This window comes from Xanthomonas sp. LF06-19, assembly GCF_034105425.1.
Taxonomy (GTDB): Bacteria; Pseudomonadota; Gammaproteobacteria; order Xanthomonadales; family Xanthomonadaceae; genus Xanthomonas_A; species Xanthomonas_A sontii.
The window spans coordinates 81,603-108,455 of sequence record NZ_JAXGGH010000006.1; the positions used below are offsets into that span (position 1 = coordinate 81,603).

Sequence of the window (26,853 nt, forward strand, 5' to 3'; positions counted from 1 at the left end):
CCGCCAGCGGCGACGGGGGGAGGGGCATCGCGTGGCGACGCGCCGGCGCATGGACGGGATCAGGCGAGAACCGGCTTCTTCAGCACCCGCAGCGCCACCGCGGTGACCACGGTGCCGGCGAGCAGCGCCACCAGGTACATGCCCAGGTGGCTGACCGCGTTGGGGATCGGCAGCACGAACACACCGCCGTGCGGCACCTTCAGCTCGGCGCCGGCGGCCATCGAGATGGCGCCGGCCAGCGCCGAGCCGAGCATCAGCGCGGGGATGGTGCGCAGCGGATCGCGTGCGGCGTACGGGATCGCGCCTTCGGTGACGAAGGCCAGGCCGAGCACGCCGGTGGCGGCGCTGCTGCCGCGCTCGTCCTGGGTGAAGCGGCTGCGGAACACCCAGGTGGCCAGGGCGATGCCCAGCGGCGGGGTCATGCCGGCGACCATCGCCGCGGCCATCGGCGTGTACACCTGGCTGGCGATCAGGCCGGTGGAGAAGGCATAGGCGGCCTTGTTGACCGGCCCGCCCATGTCGAAGGCCATCATCGCGCCCAGCAGCAGGCCCAGCAGCACCGCGCTGCTGCCCTGCATGCCGCGCAGCCATTCGGTGAGCCAGGCCAGCAGCTCGGCCACCGGCTGGCCGACCACGTAGAGCATGGCCAGGCCGACCAGCAGGGTGCCCAGCACCGGCAGGATCAGCACCGGCTTCAGGCCCTCGAGCGTGCGCGGCAGCTTGATCGCCCGGTTCAGCGCGGCCACGCCGTAGCCGGCGATGAACCCGGCCAGGATGCCGCCGATGAAGCCGGCGCCGAGGTTGGCCGCGACCATGCCGCCGATCATGCCGGGGGCGATGCCGGGGCGGTCGGCGATGGAGTAGGCGATGTAGCCGGCCAGGGCGGGCACCATCAGGGTGAAGCCGGCCTTGGCGCCGATCTGGAACAGCGACCAGGCCAGGGTGCCCTTGTGCGCGTCGTCGAAGGCGTAGATGCCGCCGAGCGCGAACGCCAGCGCGATCAGCAGGCCGCCGGCGGTGACGAACGGCAGCATGAACGACACGCCGGTCATCAGGTGCTTGTACGGGCCGGCGGAGCGGCCGCCCTGGGCCTTGGCCGGGGCGCTGCCGCCGGTGCCGGCGGCGTGCACGCTGGCCTCGGCCAGGGCCTTGCGGATCAGTGCCGGGCCGTCGTTGATCGCCGGCTTGGTGCCGCTCTTGAACAGGCGCTTGCCGCCGAAGCGGCCGAGGTCGACCTCGCGGTCGGCGGCGATCAGCACCAGGTCGGCGGCGGCGATCTCCTCGGCGCTGAGCGCGTCCTGCGCGCCGACCGAGCCCTGGGTTTCCACCCGGATCTGGTGGCCCAGCGCCTTGGCCGCCTGCTGCAGGCCCTCGGCGGCCATGAAGGTGTGGGCGATGCCGGTGGGGCAGGAGGTGATGGCGACAATGCGCTTGCCGGCGCCCTCGGTGCCGCCGACAGCGGCCGCGCCGGCGGTGGCGGTGGCCGCGGTCAGCAGCGGCGCCAGCACCGCGCCGGCATCGGCCAGCACCGCGTCCAGGCTGCTGCGCTGCGCGCTGCGGCCGGCGAAGCGGGCGGCATCGACGTCGCCGTCGCCGACCAGCAGCAGCGGCGCGGCGGTGGGAGCGGCGGCCAGGTCCAGCGGGGCGATCACGCCCTGCGGCGTGCGCACCTCGGCCTGCAGCGTCGCACCCCGCAGCGTGGCGGCATGGCGCAGCGCTTCGGCGGCGAGGACGGCTTCGGTACTGCGATCGCCGGCGGCGATCACCACGAGGATCGGATTCATGCGGGCTCCCGATGAGCGCAAGAGGACGCGGCGCACAGCAGCGACGCGGCGGAAGTCATGCCAGGGTCTCCACGCGGACCGCGGCGGCCAGGTCGGCCAGGCGCTCGCGCGGCAGGCGGCGGGCGACGCCGCTGCCCAGGGTGGCCACGGCGAAGGCGGTGGCCTGGCGCGCGCAGGTGGCCAGGTCGGCGTCGGCACGCAAGGCCGCGACCAGGCCGGCGACCATCGCATCGCCGGCGCCGACGCTGCTGCCGCCGGTCAGCTGCGGCGGCTGCGCCAGCAGCGCCTGCTCGCCGCGCACGAACAGCGCGCCATCGCTGCCCAGCGACACCACGACCAGGCCGATGCCGCGCGCCAGCAGCGCGCGCGCGGCGCCGAGCAGCTCGGCCGTGCTGGCCAGCGGCGCGCCGGCCCATTCCTCCAGCTCGTGGCGGTTGGGCTTGATCGCGAACGGCAGTTGCGCGCGCGGCGCATCCAGGGCGGCGTGCAGCGGCGCACCGCTGGTGTCCAGCAGCACCCGCGCGCCGGCGGCGGCGGCCTGCGCCTGCAGGTGCCGCCAGGTGTCCTCGGCCAGGCCTGCCGGCAGGCTGCCGCTGAGCACCACCGGCAAGCCGGGACGCAGCAGCTCGGCCAAGCGCGCGCCGACGGTATCGAGTTGGGCCTGGTCCAGGGCCAGGCCGGGCAGGTTGATATCGGTGGTGGCGCCGCTGTCGGCGGCGACCAGCTTGAGATTGCTGCGGGTGTCGCCGGGCACGCGCAGGCAACGGTCGTCGATGCCACGTTCGGCGAACAGGGTTTCGAATACCGGCGCATTGCCGGCGCCGAGCACGCCGAGCGCGGCACAGCGCAGGCCGGCATCGGCCAGGCAGGCGGCGACGTTGATGCCCTTGCCGCCGGCGATGGCGTGGGCGCTGCGCGCACGGTGCACCTGGCCCGGTTGCAGCCGGTCGATCGCCACGGTCAGGTCGATCGCCGGATTCAGGGTGACGGTGACGGCATCGACGCTCATGCGCCGGCTCCGTCGAGCGCGCGCACCTCGGCCGCGCTTTCGCAGTCCAGCGCGCGCTGCGCCAGCGCCTGCAGCGCATCCAGACGGCTGCCGCGCAGGCGCGCCTTCACCGCGGGGATGTCGTTGGGCGTCATCGACAGCTCGTGCACGCCCAGGCCGGCCAGCAGGGCCGCGCCGAACGCATCGCCGGCCAGGCCGCCGCACACGCCGACCCAGCGGCCGTGGCGCGCGGCGCCCTCGACGGTGGTGCGGATCAGGCGCAGCACCGCCGGGTGCAGGCTGTCGGCCTCGGCGGCCAGGTCCGGGTTCTGGCGGTCGATGGCCAGGGTGTACTGGGTCAGGTCGTTGGTGCCGATCGAGAAGAAGTCCGCGTGTTTTGCCAGCGCATCGGCCTGGATCGCCGCGGCCGGCACTTCGATCATGATGCCCAGCGGCACCTCCGGCGCCTGCAGTTCCGCGCGCAGGCGCTCGCATTCGGCGCGCAGCGTCAGCAGTTCCGCCGCCGAGGTGATCATCGGGAACATGATCGCCAGGCGCGCGCCGTCCTTGGCGGCGCGGTACAGCGCGCGCAGCTGCGGTTGCAGCAGGTCGGCGCGGCGCAGCAGCAGGCGCGCGCCGCGCACGCCCAGGAACGGGTTGTCCTCGCGCGGCAGGTTCAGGTGCGCCACCTGCTTGTCGCCGCCGATGTCCAGGGCGCGCACGATCAGCGCGCGGCCGTCCAGCGCCTGCGCCATCGCCGTGTAGGTGGCGTACTGCTCGTCCTCGCTGGGCGTGCTGCCGCGCTCCAGGAACAGGAATTCGGTGCGCATCAGGCCCACGCTCTCGGCGCCCTGCGCCAGTGCCGCGGCGACCTGCTCGGGCAGGTTGACGTTGGCGCCGATCTCCAGGCGATGGCCGTCTTCGGTCTGCGCCGGCTGGTTGCGCTGCTCGGCCTCGCGCGCGCGCAGTTGCTGCTGTTCCTCGATGTAGGCGCGGGCCGAGGCCAGGTCGGCCTCCGACGGCGCCAGGTACAGGCGGCCGCTGCTGCCGTCGACGATGACGGTGGCGCCGTCCTCCAGGTCCAGCAGGTCGGCGCCGCCGGCGACCAGCGCCGGCAGGCCGAGGGTGCGCGAAAGGATCGCGGTGTGCGAGGTCGGTCCGCCCACGGCGGTGGCCAGGCCGAGCACGCGCGCGGTGTCGAGGTTGGCGGTGTCCGACGGCGACAGGTCGTGGGCGAGCAGGATGCACGGCGCGGCCGGCAACTGCGCCAGGCTGCCGCCGGCCAGGCTCGGATCCAGGTGCGCCAGCACCCGGCGGCCGACGTCGCGCAGGTCGCTGGCGCGTCCGGCCAGCACCGCATTGCCCAGCGCCGAAAGCTTGTTGGCCAGGCGCTCCACCGACTGCTGCCAGGACCAGGCGACGCCGTGGCCCTCGACCATGAGTTGGCAGGCCAGGGTGATCAGGTCGGTGTCGTTGAGCAGTTCGGCCTGGGCGCGGAAGATCGCCGCATCGCCGGCGCCGAGCCGGCGCCGGGTGTCCTCTTCGATGGCCTGCAGTTGCGTGCGGGTGCGCTGCAGGGCGTCGTGCAGCAGGGCGCCGCCGTCGCTCAGCGGCACCGGCGTGTCCGCGACGGCGACGTCGTGGCCGGCCAGCTTGTGCACCACGCCGATCGCCAGGCCGGGGCTGGCGCCGATGCCGACGATGGCCGGCTGCGCCTGCGGCGGGGTCCAGCCGGCGACCGGCGCGGCGCGGCGTTGCGCCGCGGCGTCGGCATCGGCCTGCTCCTGTGCGGTCAGCGCGTCGATCACGCTGCGCAGCCGCGCCAGCGCCGCGGCGGCGTCCTGGCCCTCGGCCGAAATGGTCACGGTGTCGCCGGCGTGCAGGCCCAGTTGCAGCAGCGACACCAGGTTCTTGGCGTCGCCGACCTGGTCGCCGGCGCGCACCTGGATGCGGGCCGCGAAGCCGCGCGCGGTTTCCACCCAGCGCGTGGCCGGACGCGCGTGCAGCCCGGTGGGGTAGCGCACGGTCCAGTCGAAGCGCTCGGCCAGGTCGCTGGCCGGGGCGGCGGGCGCGGGGGCGGCCGCATCCTCGCTCAGGGCGGCGACGATCGCCTGCGGGTCGTCGCTGGCGAACAGCGCCTCCAGCTTGGGCGGATCCTGGATCAGCCTGGTCAGGCGCCGCAGCACGGTGATGTGGGTGTCGGACTGGGCGGCGATGGCGACCACCAGGTGGGTGGTCTGGCCCGGGTTCCACTCCACGCCGTCGCGCAGCTGCAGCACCGCGATGCCGTCGCGGCGCACCAGGTGGCGGTCCTCGCCGGTGCAGTGCGGGATCGCCACGCCATGGCCCAGGAAGGTGTTGGCCAGCGCTTCGCGGCGCAGCATGCTGGCCTCGTAGGCCGGCGGCACGCAGCCGGCGGCGACCAGCAACTGCGCCGCCTGGGCGATTGCGTCGGCCTTGTCGCGGGCCTGGACATCGACCCGGACCAGGTCGCTGGAAACCAGGGGAGAGGCGGGCGTCTGGGACACGCGGAATCCTTGAGGGTGGGCGGCAAGTGGGCGCAGTGTGGGAACGTTCCCAGTCTATCGTCAATGTGCAGTGCACAATTCTTTCGGAAAAGCTTGGTGCTACTATCCGGTAGCGCCACACGACAGGGGGTCGACATGGAAAAGAAGCGGGAACGTTGCCAGTGAGCGTCAGCATCCACGACGTGGCGCGCGTCGCCGGCGTCTCGACCTCGACCGTGTCGCGGGCACTGGGCCACGGCCCGGTCAGCGAGGAGGTGCGCGCACGGGTGGAAGCGGCGGTGCGCGAGACCGGCTACCGCCCCAACCTGATGGCACGGCGGCTCCGCTCGCAGCACTCCGGGGTGGTGGGGCTGATCGTCGCCGACATCCGCAATCCGTTCTTCACCGCGGCCATTCGCGCAGTCGAGGACGTGGCCTACCGCGCCGGGATGCGCGTGATCCTGTGCAATACCGACGAGGATCCGCAGCGCGAGGCGCTGTATCTGCAACTGATGCAGGAAGAGCGGGTCAGCGGGCTGATCTTCGCCCCCACCCGCACCACCCAGAGCCAACTGGGCAAGTTGAGCTTCGATCATCCGGTGGTGCTGCTGGACCGCGCCGGCAAGAGCGGTACGCACGACAGCGTGGTGCTGGATAACGCCGCGGCGATGGCGGCGCTGGTCGATCACCTGGTCGGCCGCGGCGTGCGCCGCATCGGCGGCCTGTTCGGCAAGACCAGCAGCACTGCCGCCGAGCGTCGCGACGGCTATCTGGAGGCGATGCGCGGGCACGGCCTGACGCCGGACTATCGCGAGGTGGCACCGAGCGCGGAGGCGGCGATCGCCGAGGTCCAGGCCTGGCTGGCGCAGACGCCGCGACCGGACGCGCTGGTGGCCAGCAACAGCCTGCTGCTGATGGGCGCGCTGAAGGCCGCGCGCGGCGCCGGCCTGCGCATTCCGCAGGATCTGGCGCTGGCCGGCTTCGACAACGAAAGCTGGACCGACCTGGTCGAGCCCGGGATCACCGTGATCGAACAGCCGGTGGAAGAGATGGGGCGCACCGCGATGTCGTTGCTGCTGGAGCGGATGAATGCGCCGACGCAGCCGACCCGCAAGGTGGTGCTCAGTGGCCGCTGCATCGTGCGCGGCTCGAGCCTACGCTGACCGTCGGCGTTCGGTGCGGTTGGGCAGGGGGCCGCTGCGGCGACCGTGGTGTGCCGCAGCGGGAGTCGTGGCGTCCTTACTCGCTGCCGTCCGGCCGCGGATAGTCGTGTTCGGGATCGGCGTGGTCGCGCTCGGGGTCGCTGTCGGGTTGGTCGCGATCCTTCCACTGCGCGTCGTCGTTGTGGATCTTGTCCGGCGTGTGGCTGCGTTGCTGGGAGTCGTGGGCGTTGTCGCGGTTGGCGGGCGGGGACATGACGAACCTCCTGGATCAGGCGGGGGTGGGCGCCGGATCCGGATGGCGGTCGTGCTGCTCGGAGCCGTCGAGGCGCGCCCAGCAGGCGACGACCAGGGTTTCGGCATCGCTCCAGGCGATGCGCGGCCAGGGGTGTTCGGCGTCGTAGCGCTGACGCAGGCGCTGCAATCGCACGTCGTTGGATTCGCGCGGCAACTGCAGGAACACATCGCAGGCCATCTTGATCAGGCGCGCATGTTCGCTGAACGACTGCGACCCCAGTTTGCCCGCCGCGTGCAGCGCCTTCCAATGCGCCAATTCGGCTTCGACATCCACGAGCAGGCTCGGAGCGTGACTCACGCGAGTTCTCCTTGAGTGAGAGGAAAGAGGGAGGCGGAGGGTGCCCCCCTGGCAGCCACCGCTCCATCACCCTAGGCCGCGGCGCGTAAAGGTGAGGTGGTGCTCATGTGGTGTGCATGACAAGACGCGCACCTGCGCGGCGACAAAGCGTGATCTCGGGCGCCGACTTTCACACGCAGCGTTGTGAAGGAGGCCGACGCGGCGTGTGAATGCGAGGCGCGCATCTGCGACCCTGGCGTTCCGCCGAGCAATCTGGTCCGCGCCGCTGCAGCGGCTTACCATGCACGAGGTCCGCGTCCGCGGGCACCCCGTTTCCCCCTCACGCGCCGACGGCCGCCGCCGCTGGTGCCCGCAAAGGACTGGCATGCCCGTTGCTCCCGTGCTCGACTCCGCGCCGCCGCGCATCGCCGTCATCGGCCTCGGTTATGTGGGCCTGCCGCTGGCGGTGGCGTTCGGCGCCCGCCACGACACGCTCGGCTACGACATCGATGCGCAGCGCGTGGCGCAACTGCGCGACGGGCACGACCAGACCCTGGAACTGGAGGCCGAGGAACTGCGCGCCGGCGTGCACCTGCGCTACAGCGACGACGCGGCGGCGCTGCGCGACCGCAACGTGTACATCGTCACCGTGCCGACCCCGATCGACGCGCACGAGCAGCCCGACCTGCAGCCGCTGCGCCAGGCCAGCGAGTTGCTGGCCGGCGTGCTCAAGCGCGGCGACCTGGTGATCTACGAGTCCACCGTCTACCCGGGCACCACCGAGGAAGTCTGCGTGCCGTTGCTGGAGCAGGGCTCGGGATTGCGCTGCGACGTCGACTTTCATTGCGGCTACAGCCCGGAGCGGGTCAACCCCGGCGACCGCCAGCGGCGCCTGGCCGACATCCGCAAGATCACCTCCGGCTCCAACCCCGCTGCGGCCGACGCGGTGGACGCGCTGTACGCCGGCATCATCGCCGCCGGTACCTGGCGCGCGCCGTCGATCCGCGTGGCCGAGGCGGCCAAGGTGGTCGAGAACATCCAGCGCGACGTCAACATCGCCCTGGTCAACGAACTCGCCCTCATCTTTGACCGCCTCGGCATCGATACCCAGGACGTGCTGGACGCGGCCGGCACCAAGTGGAACTTCCTGCCGTTCCGGCCCGGCCTGGTCGGCGGCCACTGCATCGGCGTGGATCCGTACTACCTGCTGCACAAGTCCGAGAGCGTGGGCTACCACCCGGATCTGATCCACACCGCGCGCCAGGTCAACAACCGGGTCGGCGCGCACGTCGCCGCGCGGGTGCAGGCGCTGCTGGCCGGCAAGGGCGTGGCGATGGCCGATGCGTCCGTGCTGGTGCTCGGCGTCACCTTCAAGGAGAACTGCCCGGACCTGCGCAATAGCCGCGCGCTGGAGCTGGTGCAGGCGCTGGCCGCGGCCGGCGCCCGCGTCGATGCCTGCGATCCCTGGGCCGATCCGCAGGTGGCGCAGGCGCACGGCGTCGAGCTGCTGCCAGAACCGGTGCCCGGCCGCTACGACGCGGTGGTGCTGGCGGTGGCGCATGCGGCCTACCGTGACCTGGACGCAGCGCAGATCCGCGCGCTCGGCACGCCCGATCTGGTGGTCTACGACGTCAAGTCGGTGTGGCCGCGCGCGGCGGTGGACGACCGCCTGTAGCGCAGTTCTCGGGCGCGCGTACCATCTGGCGTCGCCGGCGCATTGGCATGCGCTGGCTGTACCTGCGCCAAGCGGCCGCGACGGCGGTTGCAACGCCATGACCGCGACACCCTCTACACTCGCCGGCTTACGACGCCTGCGAGGACCGCAATGCACCGCTACCTAGCCTATATCGCCAGCTGCGTGCTGCTGGCGCTGTCCATCGCCCTGTGCGCGATCTGGCCGCTGTGGGGCTGGGGCGTGGCCGCCTTCGCGGTGCTGGCGGTGCTGGGCACCGTGGACCTGCTGCAGACCCGCAGCACCCTGCGCCGCAATTATCCGATCCTGGCGCATTTCCGCTACGGCCTTGAATCGGTCGGCCCGGAGATGCGCCAGTACTTCCTGCAGAGCGACATCGAGGAGGCGCCGTTCTCGCGGCAGCAGCGCGCCCTGGTCTACCAGCGCGCCAAGAACGTGATGGACGTGGTGCCGTTCGGCACCCAGCGCAGCACCTACGCGCCGGACTACGAATGGATCAACCATTCGCTGGCCACCAGCGAGATCGCCGACCACGACTTCCGCGTCACCATCGGCGCCGGCTGCGCGCAGCCGTACGCAGCCAGCGTGTTCAACATCTCGGCGATGAGCTTCGGCGCGCTGTCGGCCAACGCCATCCGCGCGCTCAACGCCGGCGCGCGCCAGGGCGGCTTCTACCACGACACCGGCGAGGGCTCGATCTCGCCCTACCACCGGGAGTGCGGCGGCGACCTGGTGTGGGAGATCGGCTCGGGCTACTTCGGCTGCCGCGACGAGGAGGGGCGCTTCGACCCGCAGCGCTTCGTCGCCAACGCCACGCTGGAGCAGGTCAAGATGATCGAGATCAAGCTCTCGCAGGGCGCCAAGCCGGGCCACGGCGGCGTGCTGCCGGCGGCCAAGGTCAGTGCCGAGATCGCCGCCACCCGCGGCGTCGCCATGGGCCAGGACTGCGTGTCGCCGTCGCGGCATTCGGCGTTCACCACGCCGCTGGAGCTGCTGCAGTTCGTGGCGCGGCTGCGCGAGCTGTCCGGCGGCAAGCCCACCGGTTTCAAGCTGGCCATCGGCCACCCTTGGGAGTGGTTCGCCATCGCCAAGGCGATGCAGGAAAGCGGCCTGTACCCGGATTTCATCGTCGTCGACGGCGCCGAGGGCGGCACCGGCGCGGCGCCGGCGGAGTTCATCGACCACGTCGGCGTGCCGATGCACGAGGCCCTGCTGCTGGTGCACAACACGCTGGTCGGGCTGGACATCCGCGAGCGCATCAAGCTCGGCGCCGCCGGCAAGATCACCAGCGCCTTCGACATCGCGCGTACCCTGGCGCTGGGCGCGGACTGGTGCAATGCCGGGCGCGGCTTCATGTTCGCGCTGGGCTGCATCCAGTCGCTGAGCTGCCACAGCGACCGCTGCCCGACCGGCATCGCCACCCAGGACCGGCGCCGCTGGCAGCATCTGGACCCCACCGACAAGGCCACCCGGGTCGCGCACTACCACGCCAACACACTCAAGGCCCTGCGCGAACTGCTCAGCGCCGCCGGGTTGACGCATCCGTCGCAACTGGGGCCGGAGCACATCCTGCGCCGCATCTCGCAGGTGGAGATCCGCTCGCTGGCCTCGCTGTACCGCTACCTGGAGCCGGGCGAACTGCTGCGCACCGTGCCCGACCATGCGGTCTTCCACGATTACTGGGGCGACGCGCGCAGCGATTCGTTCCAGCCGCCGGAGAGGATCCGGCGCCTGCGCGACAGCAAGTCGCAATGAGCGAGGCGCCGTCGGCGCGGTTGCGGCCGGCGCCTGCTGCAGGCGCTGGAGCAGCGCCTGGCGCCGTGTCCGCGCATCCATCTCGCCGCGGCGCTGAATGCGGTGGCGTTCTACCTTGCGCAGGGCTATGCCGTGGTAAGCGAGGGAAGCTACCCGCATCCCTGCGGGATCGTCCTCGATTGCGTGTTCATGGAGAAGCGCGCCGCGCCGGCGGTGCCGTGAGGTAGGCATCCCACAACCGATGCGTTCTGACAGCGGCGGGGCAGGGCGTTCGCTTTTTTGCATCGCCGCATCGGTCACGCATGCTCGCCATCGCTGCCGCCGCCCGTTATCGTGCCGTTTCCTTCTCAGCGTGCCGCGCATGAATCAGCCCTCGGTCCCCGACGTCGTTCCCGCGCCGCTGCCCGTCGACGAAGCCGAGCGCCTGCGCGCGCTGGCCGAGCTGGGGATGCTGGACACTGCACCGGAACCGGCGTTCGACGACCTGATCTGGCTGACCAGCCAGTTGTGCGAGGTGCCGATCGCGCTGATTTCGCTGATCGACGAGCGCCGGCAATGGCTCAAGGCCAGTTGCGGCCTGCCTGCCGGCACCACCGGGTATCCGCGCGAGATGGCGTTCTGCACCTATGCCTTGCTGGAGCCGCAGTTGCTGGAGGTGCCGGACGCCACGCTGGATCCGCGTTTCGCCGGCAACCCGCTGGTGTGCGGCGCGCCACACCTGCGTTTCTACGCTGGCATGCCGCTGATCGGCGACCAGGGCTATAGCTACGGCACCCTGTGCGTGATCGACATCCGTCCGCGGCAGTTGGACGAACGCCAGCGCGAAGGTCTGCAGCGCCTGGCCAGGCAGGTCACCGCGCATCTGGAGGCGCGCCGCGATGCGCGCATCGCCCACGACCAGGCCAAGACGCTGAGCCTGCTGCTGGAAACCATGCCCGACGGCGTGGTGTCGTGCCAGGCCGACGGCACGCTGGGCGAGTTCAACCAGGTGGCGCGGCAGTGGCACGGCGCCGATCCGCGCGCCTTGCCGCCCGAACAGTGGGCGAAGTACTTCGACCTGTTCGACGCCAGCGGCCAGCGGCTGCTGACCAGTGACGAGGTGCCGCTGGTCCGTGCCTGGCGCGGCGAATCGGTGCGCGATGCGGAAATGGTGATCGCCGCCAAGGGACAACCGCCACGCAGCGTGCTGTGCAATGCGGAACGGCTGGAGGGCGGCGATGGGCGCAGCCTGGGCGCGGTGTGCGTGATGCGCGACGTCAGCGTCGAACGCGCGGCGTCGCATGCGGCGCTGCTGGCCGGGCAGCGTTTCTCCGGCGCGTTCTCGGCGGCCGCGCACGGCATGGCGCTGGTGTCGCTGGAAGGGCACTGGCTGGACGTCAACGACGCCTTGTGCGCGATGCTCGGCTACAGCCGCGCGGAGCTGCTGGAACTGCGCTTCCAGGATTTGACCCATCCCGAGGACCTGGCCGAGGACATGGAACAGGTGGCTGCGTTGATCGCCGGCCGCCGCAGCGACTACCGCAGCGAAAAGCGTTATCGCCATCGCGACGGCCACACCGTGCGTGCGCGCCTTTCGGTATCGCTGGTGCGCGACGAACAGCAGCGTCCGCTGCACTTCGTCACCCATATCCAGGACATCACCGAGCAGCATCTGGCCGAACACCGCCTGCGCGACAGCGAAGCGCAGCTGCGCACCATCGCCGACAACGCGCCAGCGCTGATCGCCTACCTCGACCACGACCTGTGCTACCAGTTCGTCAACCGGCCGTATGCGGCATGGTTCGGGCTGGCGCCGGAGCGCATCATCGGCCGCCGCCTGCACGAGGTGCTGGACCCGCAGCAACTGGCCCTGCTGCAACCCCACCTGCCGGCGGCGCTGCAGGGCGTGCCGGCGCAGTTCGACGCCGAGTTGTGCGATGCCACCGATGCGTTGCGGATCATGCATTTCAGCCTGATTCCGGACGTGGCCCTGGCGCCGCAGCGGATCGGACTGCACCTGATGATCAGCGACATCACCGGGCAGACCCGGTTGGCGCGGCTGCTGGAAGAGCGCGCGCTGCGCGACGAATTGACCGGGCTGCCGAACCGGATGGCCTGGAACCAGACGCTGCGGCGACGCATGAGCGAGCGCCGCAGCCAGGGCCAGGTGGCGGTGATGTTCCTGGATCTGAACGACTTCAAGAGCGTCAACGACCGTTTCGGCCATCACGTCGGCGATGCGCTGCTGGTGCACTTCGCGCGGCTGCTGCAGCGTTGCCTGCGCGGGCAGGACAGCATCGCGCGGTTGGGCGGCGACGAGTTCGTGGTGCTGCTGGAAGGCCTGGCCGACGCCAGGCGCGAAGTGCTGGCTGCCGCGGCGCGGATCATGGAGGCATGCGCGGACGGCTGCGAGGTCAGTGGTCGGCACCTGCCGTTGCAGCCGAGCATCGGCATCGCCGTGCAGGCCGGGCCCGGTTTCGATCCGGTGCTGCTCACCCAGCGCGCCGACGAGGCCATGTACGTGGCCAAGCGCGATCCGCAGGCGCGGGTGCAGATCGCAACCCTCTGAGCGCGGTCCGCCGGCGCGCTGCCCGCGCTGGCTACGGTGCGGTGTCCGCGGCCACGCGCCGGAACGGATAGTGACCGCCATCGGCGTCGAGCGTGCCCTGGTCGGCATCGCCGGGCGTATCGAAGCGGATGACGATGTCCTGCGCGCTCAGGAAGAACGCGTGATCCGACGCGGGAATCAGTGGGTAGGCCTGATCCTTGCGCAGTTCCACCAGCAGGCGCCCCTGCGCTTCGCGGATCCGGAACGTGCCCAACTCGGGGATGGCGAAGCTGCCGACGAAGCGCCGTTGCGCGGCGATGTCCACGGCAATGGCGGTACGCCGGATCGGCTGGAAGTCCGGCCAGGCATAGGCCGCGGCGACGGCGCGCACAATCTCCAGGCCCAACTGGTAGCCCTGGTCGCCGTTGCTCAGCACCACGGCGCCATCGCATCCTTGCGGATACACCACCAGCGTGGCCTTGTAGCCGGCGTTGGAACCGTCGTGATAGACGTACTTGCGCGCGCTGGCGCCGCCGATGTTCAGGCCCAGGCCGTAGCCGTCCCGCACCGGGGTCATCATGGCGCGGGCGCTGGCGGCGGACAGCACGCGGCCGCGGCCGGCCTGCGCCGCGCACAGTTCAATCGCATAGCGCGCCAGGTCCTGCGCGTTGGTCCACAGGCCGGCCGCGGCCAGTTCCGGGTAGGTGTGCGGGCCGCCTGCCACCAGCGCGCCATTGGAATCGTGCGGTTGCGCCGCGTGCGCCAGATCGCGTGCGGGCAGCGGTTGGCGGAAACTGCTGGCGCGCATGTGCAGCGGCGCCAGCACGCGCTGCTGCAGCAGCGTTGGAAAGTCCTGCCCGCCGACGTCGATCAGCAACTGCTGCATCACCGTGTAGCCGCCGCCCGAATAGCGGTAGCGCACCCCGACCGGCGCCTCCACCCGCACCGGCGCCGAGTTCGCGGGCGCCTGGCCGTCGAGCACCTGCTGCAGGGTGGGGACGGCGGCGCCGCGGGCGTAGCCATCGAAACCGTGCACGCTGGTGCCGGCGGTGTGCGACAGCAGTTGGCGCAGGGTCACCGGATGGTCGTGGCTGTCGGCGGAATCGGGCAGGGTCCACGAGGTCAGTCGCGCATTGACCGGGGCGTCCAGCGCCACGCGTCCGTCCTGGACCAGGGACAAGGCCGCCATTGCCGCCACCGGCTTGCTCACCGAGCCGGCCTGGAACAGGGTCCTGGCGTCGACCACAGCGCCACCGGTGGCGGTGACGCCATAGCCCTTGGCCCAGGCGACGCGGCCGCGATGGATCACCGCGATCGCCACGCCCGGGACGTGCAGCGCGTCCATCTGGCCACGCAGCGACAGTTGCGCGCCTGCCTGGTCCTGGGTGACCACGGCCGGCAACAGGCCTTGCTCGACCTGCCGGATCTTCGGGCTGGTGCTGGGCGCGGCGCTCGCGGCCACGACGTTGCCGGCCAGGCCAAGTGCGCAGAACAGGATCGATGGACGCATGCGTCGCTCCAGGCGGGAAGTGAGCTGGAACCGCGAGACAGCCGCGGTCGCCACTTCCGTGCAGGAATACGTCGTGCGGCCACGACGACGACAGGCCCGAAGGTCACTGGCCATTCCGGCCAGTCGCGTGCCGGCGCCGCTCAGCGCGTGGCGCGTTGCAGCCAAGCCACCGCGCCGCGCCCGGCGCGCACGCCGCTGGCGAAGCACGCGGTGAGCAGGTAGCCGCCGGTCGGCGCTTCCCAGTCGAGCATTTCGCCGGCGCAGAAGGTGCCGGGCAGCGCCCGCAGCATCAGCTGCGCATCCAGCGCTTCCAGGCGCACGCCGCCGGCGCTGCTGATCGCCTCGGCCAGTGGGCGCGGGCGCAGCAGGGTCAGCGGCAGGCGCTTGAGCGTGGCCGCGGCCAGCTCCGGATCCTGGCCGGCCTGCTTGCCGAGGATCTCGAACAGCAGCGCCGCCTTGACCCCGTCGATGCCGGCCTGGCGGCGCAGGTGTTCGCCGAAGCTGCGGCCGCCGCGCGGCTTGCCCAGTTCGGCCTGCAGCCGCGGCAGGTCGCGGCCCGGTGCCAGGTCCAGCCACAGCGTGGCCGGGCCGTGTGCGGCGATGGAATCGCGCAGATCCGCGGCCAGCGCATAGATCAGGCTGCCTTCGATGCCGTGCTCGCCAACCACGCACTCGCCCTGCAGCGATTGTGCCTGGCCCTGCGCATCGTGCCAGTGCGCGACCACCGGCTTCAGCGGGGCTCCCGCGTGGCGTTCGCGGAAATAGGCGCTCCAGTCCACGTCGAAGCCGCAGTTGGCCGGCTGCAGCGGCGCGACCTCCACACCGCGCGTGCGCAGCGTGTCCTGCCAGGCGCCGTCGGAACCGAGTTGCGGCCAGCTGCCGCCACCGAGCGCCAGCACGCAGGCATCGGCCTGCACGCGCTGCTCGCCGTCGGCACCGGCGAAACGCAGCGCGCCGTCCGCGTCCCAGCCCAGCCAGCGCTGCTGCACGTGGAAGCGCACGCCGGCGTCCTTCAACCGCCGCACCCAGCCGCGCAGCAGCGGTGCGGCCTTGCGATCCAGCGGGAACACCCGGCCGGAGCTGCCCACATAGGTCTCCACGCCCTGCGCCTGCGCCCAGGCGCGCAGCGCGTCGGCATCGAAGTCGGCCAGCCACTCGCCGACCGCCGTCGCGCGCTCGCGATAGCGCGCGACGAAGCGCTCGAATGGATCGGAGTGGGTCAGGTTGAGGCCGCCCTTGCCGGCGATCAGGAACTTGCGTCCCACCGAGCCCTTGGCCTCGTACACATCGACCTCGGCGCCGGCGGCGCGCGCGGTCTCGGCGGCGATCAGCCCCGCCGGGCCGCCGCCGACGATGGCGAGACGGCCGCGCACCGGCGCGGCATGCTTGCTGGCGGGCATCGGCGTAGTCGACTCAACGCGGCTGGACATCGAGCAGTTCGACCTCGAACACCAGCGAGGCGCCCGGCGGGATCACCCCGCCGGCGCCGCTGTCGCCGTAGCCGTAGTCCGACGGCAGCATCAACAGGCGTTTGCCGCCCACGCGCATGCCGGCCACGCCCTCGTCCCAGCCGCGGATCACCTGGCCGCCGCCGAGCACGAAGCTGAAGGGCTGGCCGTGGTCGGCGGAGGCGTCGAACTTCTCGCCGCGCTTGTCCTTGGCGTGCTCGTCGTACAGCCAGCCGGTGTAGTGCACGGTAACGCGGCTGCCGGGGCGGGCCTCGGCGCCGTCGCCGACGCGCTCGTCGGTGGCCTGGAACGCGGCGATGCTGCCGCCGGGCGGCGGACCCGGCGGGGTGCAGCCAATCAGCAGCCACGCCGGCAACGACAGGCTCAACAGCAGCAGGATTCGGCGCATGCGGGACGTCCACGGCGGGCAGGGCGTGCAAGGGTAGCGCATCGCCGCAGCGGCTATCATGCGGCGCATGGCCAAACTGCTGCTCAACCTGCGCCACGTGCCCGACGACGAACGCGCCGAGGTCTGCGCGCTGCTCGACGCCGCCGGCATCGGCTACTACGAAACCCGCGCCGGCACCTTCGGCATCTCCGCCGGTGGCATCTGGTTGCGCGAGGACGCCGAGCAGGCGCGGGCCAAGACGCTGCTGGCCGAGTACCAGGCCCAGCGCGGCGAACGCGCCCGCGCCGAGCGTGCCGCGGCGCTGCGCGACGGCAGCGCGGAGACCTTCGCCAGCCTGCTGCGGCGGCGCCCGCTGTTCGTGCTGGCGACGCTGCTGGGCATGCTGCTGGTCGCCTCGCTGGTGCTGCTGCCGTTCCTGTTGCTGCGCGGCTAGCGGCGACGCTGGCGCTTGGGGGCATGCCTCGACGCGCTTCGCCGAAGCGCCGGTGCGCGGGAGGCGCGGACCGTGCTGCTGCAGCGGTCGTGCGTCGCAGGCTCTAAAATGCGCCGATGATCGCCAACACCGCCGCCTACCACTTCGTCGCCATCGCCGACCCCGACGCGCTCGCCGCGCAATTGCACGCCTGGGCGCAGGACGGCGACCTGCGCGGCACGGTGCTGGTGGCGGGCGAGGGCATCAACCTGTTCCTGGCCGGCACGCCGGCGGCGATCGACGGCTTCTACGCGCAGCTGCGCGCCGACCCGCGCTTCGCCGATCTGCGCATCAAGACCAGCCCCAGTGCGCAGCAGCCGTTCGCGCGGCTGAAGGTCAAGGTCAAGCCGGAGATCATCAGCTTCCGCCGCGACGCCGCCTCGCCGCTGGAGGCGGCGCGCGCGCCGGCGGTGGCGCCGGCCACGCTGCAACGCTGGTTGCGCCAGGGCCACGACGATGCCGGCCGGCGCGTGGTGCTGCTGGATACGCGCAATGCGCAGGAAGTGGCCTACGGCACCTTCGCCGGCGCGCTGACCCTGCCGATCGTCAAGTTCACCGAGCTGCCGGAAGCGCTGGCCCCGCATCGCGCGGCGCTGGCCGACGCCACCGTGGTCAGCTTCTGTACCGGTGGCATCCGCTGCGAGAAGGCCGCGCTGTGGATGCGCGCCGACGGCATGGACAACGTGCTGCAGCTGGACGGCGGCATCCTCGGCTACTTCGAGGAAGTGGGTGGCGAAGGCTACGACGGCCGCTGCTTCGTCTTCGACGAGCGCGTGGCGCTGGATCCGCAGTTGGAGCCGATGGTGGGCGGCTGATTGCCGCGGGATTGGGGATTCGGAATTGGGGATTGGCAAAGGCGGGTTGCTGCCAGCTATGCACGTGGCCCGTCAGGTAAGGCAACACCCGCTTTAACGAATCCCCAATCCCGACTCCCCAATCCCCACGCCCTCAGGCGTACTGCATCTTGCGCGTCATCCCGCCATCGACCACGAACTCCTGGCCGGTGATGAAGCCCGCCTGCGCCGACAGCAGATAGACCGCCAGCGCGCCGATGTCCGGTGGCGTACCGACACGACCTACCGGATGCTGTGCATGGTCCTGTCGCGACAGCTTGGGCGTGCGTCGGGCGTTCGGCTTGCGCCAAGCGTCGGTGGCGATCCAGCCGGGGCTGATGCAGTTGACCCGCACCGCCGGCCCGGCGCTGATCGCCAGCGCGTGAGTGAAGGCCACCAGTCCGCCCTTGGACGCGGCGTAGGCCTCGGTGTCCGGTTCGGACTGCTGCGCGCGGGTGGAGGCGATGTTGACGATGGCGCCGCCGCCGCGGCTGTCGCGCAACGCCGGCAGGGCATGTTTGCTGCACAGGAATGCACCGCCCAGGCTCGCCCCCAGCCGCCGGTTCCATTCGCGCAGCGACAATTGCGCCAGCGGGCCGGTATGCGGATCGGCGATCCCGGCGTTGTTGACCAGTCCATCGATGCGGCCGAACCGGGTCAGCGCGGCATCGACGAAGCGGCGCACGCTCGCTTCGGCGGCCACGTCGACGCGACGGAACAGCAGGCGTTCGCCAACGTCCAGCTCGGCCACGCAGGCACGCCCGGCATCGGCATCGAGATCGCCGAACACGACGTTGCCGCCAGCGCCCAGCACTGCCTGCACCACGCCGCGGCCGATGCCCTGGGCGCCGCCGGTGACCAGCACCACACGGTCGCGTAAGGGCAGGGCTGGGACGGGGGCGGGCGATGGAATCAGCGGCATGGCGGCGACCAGGAGAAAGCAGGGGGCGCCAGCGTAGCCGGCGCACCGTGCAACCGGCGTGGTAGCGCCGTAGTGCAGTTCGCCAAAGCCCCTCTCCCCTCGGGAGAGGGATTGGGGTGAGGGTACGGCGCGCAGCGCTCGCGCGGATTTGGCGACACGAGGCTTCGCCCGTACCCTCATCCGCCCCTTCGGGGCACCTTCTCCCGGCGGGAGAAGGGAGAAGCCAAAGCCCCTCTCCCACCAGGAGAGGGGGTGGGGTGAGGGTACGGAGCGCGCAGCGCCCGCCTGGATCTGACAATGCGAGGGCTTCGCCCGTACCCTCATCCGCCCCTGCGGGGCACCTTCTCCCGAGGGGAGAAGGAAGAGCCAAAAGCCCCTCTCCCACCGGGAGAGGGGTTGGGGTGAGGGTACGGCGCGCAGCGTCTGCGTGGATCTGATGACGCGGGGCTTCGCCCGTACCCTCATCCGCCCCTGCGGGGCACCTTCTCCCGGCGGGAGAAGGGAGAGCCAAAGCCCCTGTCCCGCCGGGAGAGGGGTTGGGGTGAGGGTACGACCGCCAGCCAAGCATCCTGTCCACACCCACACCCACACCCACACCCAGCGCAAATCAGCGTTCCGGTTGCGCGCCCTGCAAGCGGCGCCGCGCGCCCCCATCTCGTCGGCATCGCTTGTAGGAACCTGCCTCACCATGATGCCGATCTCCATCCTCGACCTCGCCCCGGTCTGCGAAGGCAGCGACACCAGCGCCGCCTTCGCCAACATGCTGGACCTGGCCCAGCACGCCGAACGCTGGGGCTATCACCGCTACTGGCTGGCCGAGCACCACAACATGCCCGGCATCGCCAGCGCCGCCACCGCGGTGTTGATCGGGCACGTGGCCGGCGGCACCAGGCGCATCCGTGTCGGCGCCGGCGGCATCATGCTGCCCAACCATGCGCCGCTACAGGTGGCCGAGCAGTTCGGCACACTGGCCTCGCTGTATCCCGGTCGCATCGACCTGGGGCTGGGGCGCGCGCCCGGCACCGACCAGGCCACGGCACGCGCGTTGCGCCGTTACTTCGACAGTGCGGACCAGTTCCCGCACGACGTGGCCGAACTGCTGCGCTATTTCGAGCCGGCAGTCGACGGACAACTGGTGCGCGCCGTGCCCGGTGCCGGCATCGAGGTGCCGGTGTGGCTGCTCGGCTCCAGCCTGTTCAGCGCGCGCCTGGCCGCGGCGATGGGCCTGCCGTTCGCCTTTGCCTCGCATTTCGCCCCGGATGCGATGGACGAGGCGCTGGCGGTGTATCGTCGCGAGTTCCGCGCTTCCACGCGCCTGCAGGCGCCATACGCGGTGCTGGCCCTGAACGTGGTGGCCGCCGCGTCCACGGCCGAGGCGCGGCGTCTGTTCACCACCCAACAGCAGAGCTTCGTCAACCTGCGCCGCGGCCGTCCCGGGCTGATTCCGCCGCCGATCGACGACATCGAGGCGTTCTGGGCGCCGCACGAGAGGCTGGGTGTGGAACGCGCACTGGCCTGCACGGTGCTGGGCGATGTCGACGCGGTCGCACAGGGCCTGTCCGACTTCGTCGCGCGGCACCGCCCGGACGAGTTGCTGCTGACCGCCAACATCCACGATCACGCGGCGCGCTTGCGCTCGTTCCAACTGGCGTCGGAGGCCTGGACGCAGGTCGCCGCGGCCGCGTGATGCGCGTATCTGCGCGGGTGTCTACACGCGCAGACGCGTGCGGGCGCTCATTGCCATATTTGCGTTGATGGGCATCACACCGCGCACCGCTTTCACGATGTCTTGATTTTCCCGGGTATGTCATCGTTTCGCGTCGCGCATCAGCGTGGCGTTCGGCCTCGGGACACGGCCGTACAACTGACGCGAACAGGGGGATCGGCAATGAACGCACAGCATCCGATGGCGCCGGTGCACGAATGTGGACTGGAGGCGGCCTTGCAACAGATGAGCAAATGCCTGGAGCGCCTGCGCGCCCAGACGCCGGAACGCCCCGCCAAGGGTGCGTCCGTGCGGCCGTCGCACATGCGCAACGTGTTCGCCAGCGAGACGGAACTGTACCTGGTGAAGTAAGCGGACAGCGGGTGCTCCACTGCCGCGTGCGCTCAGCGCAGCTTGTGCATCCACTCCCGGCCCAGGTCGACCACCTGGTCCGAGGCCAATCCCAGGCTCAGCGCCACGGCGATGCTGCCCAGCCACGACAGCAGCATCAGTCCGCCGTCCCGTTCCAGCAGCGCCAGCGCGAACAGCAACAGCATCGCGCCGAAGGCGTAGTTGGTGAACGGAATCGGCAGCGACAGCAGGATCCCCAGCACGATCAGCAGCAGCCCACTGAAGGCGCGCGCCGGCAGGGTATCGACCAGCATCGGCAGGCGCGGCTTGAGCAGTCGGTCCAGGCGCCGCAGCCACGGCGCGATGCGGCCGACGAAGCGCTGCATGGTGCGGCGGCGCGGCCCGCGCTCGCCGATGAAGCGCGGCAGCCACGGCTTGCGCAGGCCGATCAGCATCTGCAGGCCGATCAGCGTCACCAGCGGCCCGCTGATGCCGCCGGCCAGGCCCGGCACCGGCAGGAACGCCGGCAGGATCGCCACGAAGAGGAACACGCCGAACGCGCTCTGCTGCAGGTCGGCGAGGATCAGCCGCAGCCGCAGGTGTTCGTCCGGGTCGCCGAGGACGAAGGTGTCGAGCAGGGTGCGGATGCCCTCGGCGCTGTAGCCGTGGTCGCCCTCGTGCGGCGCACCGCCGGGTGCGTCACCCGGTGATGTCATCGCTGTTCTCGTCCTGCAGCCTGCGCAGCAGCAGCTTGTCCACGCGCGCGCCGTCCAGGTCGACGATCTCGATGCGCCAGCCGGCCCAGTCGAAGAACTCGCCGGCGTGCGGGATGCGCCCGAAGTAGTAGATGCACAGGCCGGCCAGGGTGTTGTAGTCGCCTTCCTCGGCGCTGGGCAGCTCGGCGCCGCCCAGCAGTTCGCGCAGGTCCTCGATCGCCAGCGAACCGTCGATCAGCAGCGAGCCGTCGGCGCGGGTCACCACCAGCGCGTCCTCGTCGGCGTTGTCGGCCGACTGCAGGCGCCCGACCACCGCGCCCATCAGGTCGCTGATCGTCACCAGGCCCTGGATCTCGCCGTACTCGTCCACCACCAGCGCCATCGATTGCTGCTCTTCGCGGAAGATCTCCAGCAGCTTCATCGCGTGGGTGGACTCGGACACGAACAAGGTGTCGCGCAGGCTCTGGAACAACTGGGTGGCGTCGCCGTCCATGCGCGTGACCAGCGATTTCACCTCCAGCACGCCGGCGATGTCCTGGTCGCTGCCGCGGTACACCGGGTAGCGCGAGAACTCGTGTTCGCGCATCACCTGCAGGTTGCGCTGCGGCTCGGCGTTGGCATCGAGCCAGGCGATGCGGTTGCGCGGGGTCATCAGGCTGTCGGCGGTGCGGTCGCCCAGGCGCATGACCCGGTTCATCATGTCGCGCTCGTGCGCGTCGATCACGCCGGCCTCGTGGCTCTCGGCCACCAGCATGCGGATTTCCTCTTCGGTCACCGAGGCCGACTCCTCCTTGCCCAGGCCGAGCAGGCGCAGCACCAGCCGGGTCGAGCGCGACAGCACCCAGACGAACGGCGCGGCGATCCGGGCCAGCCAGCCCATGGGGATGGCGACGACGCCGGCGATGACCTCCGAACGGGTCAGGGCCAGGCGCTTGGGCACCAGTTCGCCGAAGATCAGCGTCAGGAAGGTGATCAGCACGATCGCCAGGGTCTTGCCGATCAGCGCCGACCACGGCTGCGGATCGCCGAACAGGGTGAAGTTGGCCGCCAGCGCCGGGAACAGGGCCTGCAGCTTGGCCGCGATCGCCACGCCCATGGCTTCGCCGCCGAAGGTACCGGTCAGGATGCCGATGGCGGTGATGCCGATCTGCACGGTGGACAGGAAGTGCTCGGGGTTCTCGGCCAGTGCCAGGGCCTTGGCCGCGCGCGTGCTGGACTGGGCCATCTGCTTCAGCCGGCTCTTGCGCGAGGTCATCAGCGACATCTCGGACATCGCGAAGAAACCGTTGAGCAGGATGAGGGCTGCAACGATCAACAGTTCAAGCATGCGCGCGCTCCTTGGCGCCAAGGAAAGCGGGGACATGGGCGCCGTTGCGGCGCGGGGGAGGGGGTGTGGGGTGGTCGTCCATAGGGTGCGCCCGCGAAGGGCGCGGCGGCGATGGTAACAAACCCGGGCGGGAGCCGCGTCCACGCCGCGCCGACGTCGCCAGGGCCGGCCCGGGGCCGCGACTACCCGCAGGTGTCAGCAAACAGTCATAATTCCGCCCCAGTGCCGTCCTCCCCGCGACGGCGGGAAGCGCGTTGCATGTTTTCGTTGCAGACCATCTTCGGTTCCGGCAAGCAGTTCTACACCCTGCTCGACGAGGCGGCACAGGCCGCCTACGACAGCACCAAGGCCCTGCACGCGATGATGCGCGAGTCCGACCGGCAGCCGGCGCTGGACGGCTTCAAGCTGGCGCGCCTGCGCGAGCGCGCCGCGTCCGACAAGATCGGCCAGGCGCTGGTGGACAGCTTCATGACCCCGATCGAGCGCGAGGACATCGAGGCGCTGGGCTCGGCCCTGTACAAGATCCCCAAGCAGGTGGAGAAGTTCGCCGATCGCTATTCGCTGGCGATCCAGCACCTGGAGCACATCGATTTCGCGCCGCGCTCGGCGATGCTGGAGCAGGCCGCGGCGGTGGTCGTGGAGATGGTCCACGACCTGCGCCACATGAACCTGGACCGGATGAGCGCGCTCAACGACAAGCTGCGCTCGCTGGAGAACGAGGCCGACCGGCTGATGCTGGAGCTGTACCGCGACATCTATTCCGGGCGCCTGGACAACCTGCAGATGTTCCTGCTCAAGGAGTTCTTCGAAATCCTGGAGAAGGCCATCGACCGTTGCCGCGAGGCCGGCGTGGTGGTCTACCAGATCGTGCTGAAGAACTCCTGATGGACGCGCTGCGGAGTTGCTGCCTGCGCGGCCGTGGCGCCCTGCGCGCGCCGGCCGCCGCCGCCGCGTGCGTGGAGGCGTGCCGATGCTGACCCTGGTCCTGATCGTGATCCTGGCGGCGCTGGTGTTCGAGTTCATCAACGGCTTCCACGACACCGCCAACTCGATCGCCACGGTGGTCGCCACCAAGGTGCTCAGCCCCGGCTGGGCGGTGATGCTGGCCGCGGCGATGAACCTGGTCGGCGCGCTGACCGGCACCGCCGTGGCGATGACCATCGCCTCCGGCCTGCTCAACACCGACGTGATCGCGGTGACCCCGCAGGTGGTGCTGTGCGCGCTGCTCGGCGGCATCGTCTGGAACCTGATCACCTGGTGGAAGGGCCTGCCGTCCTCGTCCTCGCATGCGTTGATCGGCGGCCTGTGCGGCGCCGGCCTGGCCGCCGCGCACAACAACTGGGGCGCGCTGATCTGGTCGCAGAACCTCGGCGACTGGGCCAAGAACAAGGGCCTGCTGTGGAAGGTGTTCGTGCCGATGGTCACCTCGCCGATCGCCGGCTTCCTGCTCGGCATCGCGGTGATGCTGCTGCTGTGGGCGGCGATCGCCGGCCTGGCCAGGCTGGGCGGTCCGCTCGGGCGGCTGGCGCGGCCGCGCTGGGTCAATGCCTTCTTCGGCAAGGCGCAGATCGCCTCGGCCGCGTACATGGGCTATGCGCACGGCCACAACGACGCGCAGAAGACCATGGGCATCATCGCCATGACCCTGATCGGCGCGCAGAGCACCGGCGCCCTGGACGACCTGCCGTCGTGGCTGGCGTTCCTGCATCCCGACGCCAGCCAGGGGCAGGGCATCGCCACCTGGATCGTGCTGACCTGCGCGGTGGTGATGGCTGCCGGCACCGCCTCGGGCGGCTGGAAGATCATCAAGACCCTGGGCCACAAGATGGTCAAGCTGCATCCGATCCACGGCTTCGCCGCGGAGACCAGCTCGGCCACGATCCTGACCCTGGCCGCGCACTTCGGCATGCCGGTGTCCACCACCCACAGCATCTCCACCGCGATCATGGGAGTGGGCTTCGCCAAGAATCCGCGCTCGCTGCGCTTCGGCGTCATCGAACGCATCGTCTGGGCCTGGATCCTGACGATCCCGGCCGCTGCCGGCGTGGCGTATCTGATTTTCCGCGGATTCGCCTTGGCTGGGTGGGTGTGAGGAAGAGCCGGGAATCGGGAATAGGGAAACGGGAATCGTAAAAGCGTGGACGCCCCGCGCTTGGTGACGATGTTGCCGTCTTGATGCGCCCATGTTCCTCCTGCTGCAACGAGTGCCGCAGGCAATTGCATAGGTCTATCGCGAAACACCCCCGAACCGCGCAGATCGAGGAACTGTCTCGACTAATGGGGAACCGCTTTTGCGATTCCCCATTCCCAATTCCCCATTCCCATCAATTCGCCCGATACATCGCCATCACGTCCTGACGCAACGCGCGCTGGCTGTCGGCGCGGTTGTAGAACATGTGGCCGCCGGGGTAGTTCTTGACCTGCACGCGGGTCGGGTCGTTGCCCATCACCGGCATCTGGTCCACGGTCAGCACCGAGCCCATGAACGGGCACGACAGGTCGTTCCAGCCGTGCACGATCAGCACGCGCAGCTTCGGGTCGATCGCCACCGACTGGCGCAGTTGCGTCACCGAACCCTTGCGCAGTTCGTCGTCCCAGTCCCACAGCCGGTTCACGTCGTAGTTCAGCGCCTCGTAGCGGGCGTCGACCTTCCAGCCGACCACGCGGGTCACGAAATCGACCATCGCGGTGGTGGTGGGGGCGATGATGCTGTCCAGCAGCGGGTCGTTGGCGCGCTGCTCGGGGGCGTTGGGGAACGGGTCGAAGGCGGTGACGTTGGAGTCGTAGCGGCTGCCCAGTTCGCCCTTGTCGCGGAACACCTCGCGCAGGTAGGCCTGGGTCTCCAGGCGGCCGCCGGCGCGGCGCACGAAGGCCGGGTCCAGGCCGGTCATCGCGGTCACCTGCTGGATCATTCGGGTGGTGCCGGCCGGGTCGGAGCGGCCGCGCAGCAGCGCGGTGACGTAGTCGCCGCGGGTGTAGTCGATCACCTGGCGCATCGCTTCCGGGGTCAGCTTGCCCTCGCGTTCCAGGCGTGCGGCGGCGATCGACGGCAGGGTCAGCATCCACGGCAGCGGCGAGACGTCGCCGTTGTCGTCCAGGGTCGGGTTCAGATACGGCGAGACCAGGACAACGCCGTTCATCGCCACGCCGAGCTTGGTCTGCAGGTAGTGGGTGATGCGCGGGCCGCGGAAGCCGCCGTAGCTTTCGCCGACCAGGTACTTGCGCGACTGCAGGCGCTGGTTCTTCAGCAGCCAGTCGTAGATGGTGCGCGAGAGGTATTCGATGTCGGCCTGCGGGTTGTAGAACTGCTTCTTGGCCTGCTCGTCGGGCACGCGCGAGCGGCTGAAGCCGGTGCCGACCGGGTCGATGAACACCAGGTCGGTGAAGTCCAGCCAGGTGCCGGGGTTGTCGCGCAGCTGCGCCGGCGCCGAGGCGCTGTCGCCCTCGCTGCCGAACGCCACCACCTTCGGCCCGATCGCGCCCAGGTTGAGGTACACCGAGGCCGCGCCGGGGCCGCCGTTGAGCGCGAAGGTGACCGGACGGTCCTTGCCGTCCATGGTGTAGGCGGTATAGACCACGTCGGCGACGACCTTGCCCTGCTTGTCCTTCACCGGCAGCGTGCCGACCTTGACCGTGTAGCGCAGGGTGCGGCCGTCGAGCTGGGTGGATTGGCTGGTCTGCGCGTCGGCCGGCAGCGGCGCCGGTTCGGCGGCGGCGGGCTTGTCGCCCTTGTCGGCATTGCCCGCATCGGCATCGGCGGCCAGCGCCGCGGTCATCGGCATCGCCGCCAGCAGCACGGCCAGCAGCACGGAAGGGAAGGTCGGCACGGACGGTCGCTCGCAGGAAGGGAGCCGGCATGCTAGGCCGCGGCGTCGGCGCGGCGGATGTGCACAAAGCCATGGTCGGTGGCGGCGCGGCCTAGGGCGTGTCACCCATCCCCGAGTATGCCGCGTTGGGTCTGGCAGGCGCGTTGCCGGCGTTGCGTGGCGCAGCGCCTGACTGGCCGTCAGGTCAAGCCGCGCGGCGCCGGCAGCGCGCCTGCCAGGCCCAACCCGAAGGGCCGCGGTTGCGCGCGCCCGTGGCCGCGTCATCGCTCGGGCGTGGACGGACGTCCACTTCCTCGCTCTTCCTTGCCACAGGCACGCGCAATCGCGGCGCGGCATGCTCGGGGA

22 protein-coding genes and 1 pseudogene are annotated in these 26,853 nt (G+C 70.7%); 11 read left to right on the plus strand and 12 right to left on the minus strand.

Going from position 1 to position 26,853, the window contains the following annotated elements:
- Window positions 1-59: 59 nt before the first annotated feature.
- Genes SLW55_RS13045 through ptsP form a run of 3 tightly spaced genes read right to left on the minus strand, consistent with a single transcriptional unit; the run spans window position 60 to window position 5,300 of the window.
- Complete coding sequence (locus tag SLW55_RS13045; RefSeq protein WP_152238024.1) at window positions 60-1,784, minus strand: fructose-specific PTS transporter subunit EIIC; 1,725 nt, start codon at window positions 1,782-1,784, stop codon at window positions 60-62.
- Between the two features lie 55 nt (window positions 1,785-1,839).
- On the minus strand, window positions 1,840-2,793 hold the full coding sequence (gene pfkB, locus SLW55_RS13050; RefSeq protein ID WP_267099405.1) for a 1-phosphofructokinase: 954 nt from the start codon (window positions 2,791-2,793) through the stop codon (window positions 1,840-1,842).
- A complete protein-coding gene (gene ptsP, locus SLW55_RS13055) occupies window positions 2,790-5,300 on the minus strand; it encodes a phosphoenolpyruvate--protein phosphotransferase (protein ID WP_320745246.1) in 2,511 nt (836 codons plus the stop codon). The genes pfkB and ptsP overlap by 4 nt, the downstream gene beginning before the upstream one ends.
- Before the next feature lie 161 nt (window positions 5,301-5,461).
- Here ptsP and SLW55_RS13060 point away from each other — a divergent pair, with 161 nt between their 5' ends.
- Window positions 5,462-6,442, plus strand: coding sequence for a LacI family DNA-binding transcriptional regulator (locus SLW55_RS13060; RefSeq protein ID WP_017911092.1), 981 nt, complete (start codon window positions 5,462-5,464; stop codon window positions 6,440-6,442).
- A 76-nt stretch (window positions 6,443-6,518) separates the two neighbouring features.
- Here SLW55_RS13060 and SLW55_RS13065 read toward each other — a convergent pair whose 3' ends face one another.
- Entirely contained in the window at window positions 6,519-6,695 is a 177-nt protein-coding gene (locus SLW55_RS13065; protein WP_267084269.1) for a hypothetical protein, read from the minus strand.
- A 15-nt stretch (window positions 6,696-6,710) separates the two neighbouring features.
- Window positions 6,711-7,034, minus strand: a complete 324-nt coding sequence (locus SLW55_RS13070; protein ID WP_017911090.1) for a hypothetical protein — start codon at window positions 7,032-7,034, stop codon at window positions 6,711-6,713.
- 364 nt (window positions 7,035-7,398) lie between these two features.
- On the opposite strand from SLW55_RS13070, the gene SLW55_RS13075 reads away from it, so the two are divergent.
- The 4 genes and pseudogenes from SLW55_RS13075 to SLW55_RS13090 all read left to right on the plus strand — a co-directional run bounded on the left by SLW55_RS13075 (window position 7,399) and on the right by SLW55_RS13090 (window position 13,009).
- Complete coding sequence (locus tag SLW55_RS13075; RefSeq protein ID WP_320745247.1) at window positions 7,399-8,688, plus strand: nucleotide sugar dehydrogenase; 1,290 nt, start codon at window positions 7,399-7,401, stop codon at window positions 8,686-8,688.
- A gap of 150 nt (window positions 8,689-8,838) precedes the next feature.
- Window positions 8,839-10,461, plus strand: a complete 1,623-nt coding sequence (locus SLW55_RS13080; protein ID WP_267093971.1) for an FMN-binding glutamate synthase family protein — start codon at window positions 8,839-8,841, stop codon at window positions 10,459-10,461.
- Between the two features lie 21 nt (window positions 10,462-10,482).
- Window positions 10,483-10,683: pseudogene (locus tag SLW55_RS13085) on the plus strand (GNAT family N-acetyltransferase); the annotation flags it as partial.
- Window positions 10,684-10,822: 139 nt separating this feature from the next.
- Window positions 10,823-13,009: a diguanylate cyclase gene (locus SLW55_RS13090; RefSeq protein WP_320745248.1), complete on the plus strand. Its 2,187-nt coding sequence runs from the start codon at window positions 10,823-10,825 to the stop codon at window positions 13,007-13,009.
- Between the two features lie 31 nt (window positions 13,010-13,040).
- Here the strand turns inward: SLW55_RS13090 and SLW55_RS13095 are convergent, their stop codons facing one another.
- From SLW55_RS13095 to SLW55_RS13105, 3 genes are all read right to left on the minus strand, one after another.
- Entirely contained in the window at window positions 13,041-14,498 is a 1,458-nt protein-coding gene (locus SLW55_RS13095; RefSeq protein WP_267093973.1) for a serine hydrolase domain-containing protein, read from the minus strand.
- Window positions 14,499-14,638: 140 nt separating this feature from the next.
- Window positions 14,639-15,898 (minus strand): TIGR03862 family flavoprotein, encoded by a 1,260-nt coding sequence (locus SLW55_RS13100; protein ID WP_320745249.1) that lies wholly within the window; start codon window positions 15,896-15,898, stop codon window positions 14,639-14,641.
- A 13-nt stretch (window positions 15,899-15,911) separates the two neighbouring features.
- Complete coding sequence (locus SLW55_RS13105; RefSeq protein ID WP_152238032.1) at window positions 15,912-16,355, minus strand: FKBP-type peptidyl-prolyl cis-trans isomerase; 444 nt, start codon at window positions 16,353-16,355, stop codon at window positions 15,912-15,914.
- Window positions 16,356-16,422: 67 nt separating this feature from the next.
- Here SLW55_RS13105 and SLW55_RS13110 point away from each other — a divergent pair, with 67 nt between their 5' ends.
- Together SLW55_RS13110 and SLW55_RS13115 are read left to right on the plus strand one after the other, a co-directional pair.
- Window positions 16,423-16,788 (plus strand): DUF6164 family protein, encoded by a 366-nt coding sequence (locus SLW55_RS13110; RefSeq protein WP_150408955.1) that lies wholly within the window; start codon window positions 16,423-16,425, stop codon window positions 16,786-16,788.
- A 116-nt stretch (window positions 16,789-16,904) separates the two neighbouring features.
- Window positions 16,905-17,642, plus strand: coding sequence for a sulfurtransferase (locus SLW55_RS13115; protein ID WP_152238034.1), 738 nt, complete (start codon window positions 16,905-16,907; stop codon window positions 17,640-17,642).
- Between the two features lie 133 nt (window positions 17,643-17,775).
- Here SLW55_RS13115 and SLW55_RS13120 read toward each other — a convergent pair whose 3' ends face one another.
- Window positions 17,776-18,582, minus strand: coding sequence for a glucose 1-dehydrogenase (locus SLW55_RS13120; RefSeq protein ID WP_152181119.1), 807 nt, complete (start codon window positions 18,580-18,582; stop codon window positions 17,776-17,778).
- Between the two features lie 688 nt (window positions 18,583-19,270).
- Between SLW55_RS13120 and SLW55_RS13125 the strand changes: the two genes are divergently transcribed.
- Together SLW55_RS13125 and SLW55_RS13130 are read left to right on the plus strand one after the other, a co-directional pair.
- Window positions 19,271-20,269, plus strand: coding sequence for an LLM class flavin-dependent oxidoreductase (locus tag SLW55_RS13125; RefSeq protein WP_295943778.1), 999 nt, complete (start codon window positions 19,271-19,273; stop codon window positions 20,267-20,269).
- A 201-nt stretch (window positions 20,270-20,470) separates the two neighbouring features.
- Window positions 20,471-20,659, plus strand: a complete 189-nt coding sequence (locus SLW55_RS13130) for a hypothetical protein (RefSeq protein WP_148829894.1) — start codon at window positions 20,471-20,473, stop codon at window positions 20,657-20,659.
- A gap of 32 nt (window positions 20,660-20,691) precedes the next feature.
- On the opposite strand, the gene SLW55_RS13135 is transcribed toward SLW55_RS13130, so the two are convergent.
- Both SLW55_RS13135 and SLW55_RS13140 read right to left on the minus strand, forming a co-directional pair.
- Window positions 20,692-21,354: an exopolysaccharide biosynthesis protein gene (locus SLW55_RS13135; RefSeq protein ID WP_152238038.1), complete on the minus strand. Its 663-nt coding sequence runs from the start codon at window positions 21,352-21,354 to the stop codon at window positions 20,692-20,694.
- The gene (locus tag SLW55_RS13140; protein ID WP_017915384.1) at window positions 21,338-22,681 is read right to left on the minus strand and encodes a hemolysin family protein; all 1,344 of its coding nucleotides are present in this window, start codon (window positions 22,679-22,681) and stop codon (window positions 21,338-21,340) included. Before SLW55_RS13140 ends, SLW55_RS13135 begins: the two co-directional genes overlap by 17 nt.
- Before the next feature lie 258 nt (window positions 22,682-22,939).
- Between SLW55_RS13140 and SLW55_RS13145 the strand changes: the two genes are divergently transcribed.
- Window positions 22,940-23,566 carry a DUF47 family protein gene (locus SLW55_RS13145; RefSeq protein WP_017911076.1) on the plus strand — a complete coding sequence of 209 codons (627 nt, stop codon included), beginning with the start codon at window positions 22,940-22,942 and terminating at the stop codon, window positions 23,564-23,566.
- 85 nt (window positions 23,567-23,651) lie between these two features.
- Window positions 23,652-24,773 carry an inorganic phosphate transporter gene (locus tag SLW55_RS13150; RefSeq protein WP_267093980.1) on the plus strand — a complete coding sequence of 374 codons (1,122 nt, stop codon included), beginning with the start codon at window positions 23,652-23,654 and terminating at the stop codon, window positions 24,771-24,773.
- Window positions 24,774-25,005: 232 nt separating this feature from the next.
- Here SLW55_RS13150 and SLW55_RS13155 read toward each other — a convergent pair whose 3' ends face one another.
- Window positions 25,006-26,457 carry a S10 family peptidase gene (locus SLW55_RS13155; RefSeq protein WP_267094161.1) on the minus strand — a complete coding sequence of 484 codons (1,452 nt, stop codon included), beginning with the start codon at window positions 26,455-26,457 and terminating at the stop codon, window positions 25,006-25,008.
- Between the last annotated feature and the right edge of the window lie 396 nt (window positions 26,458-26,853).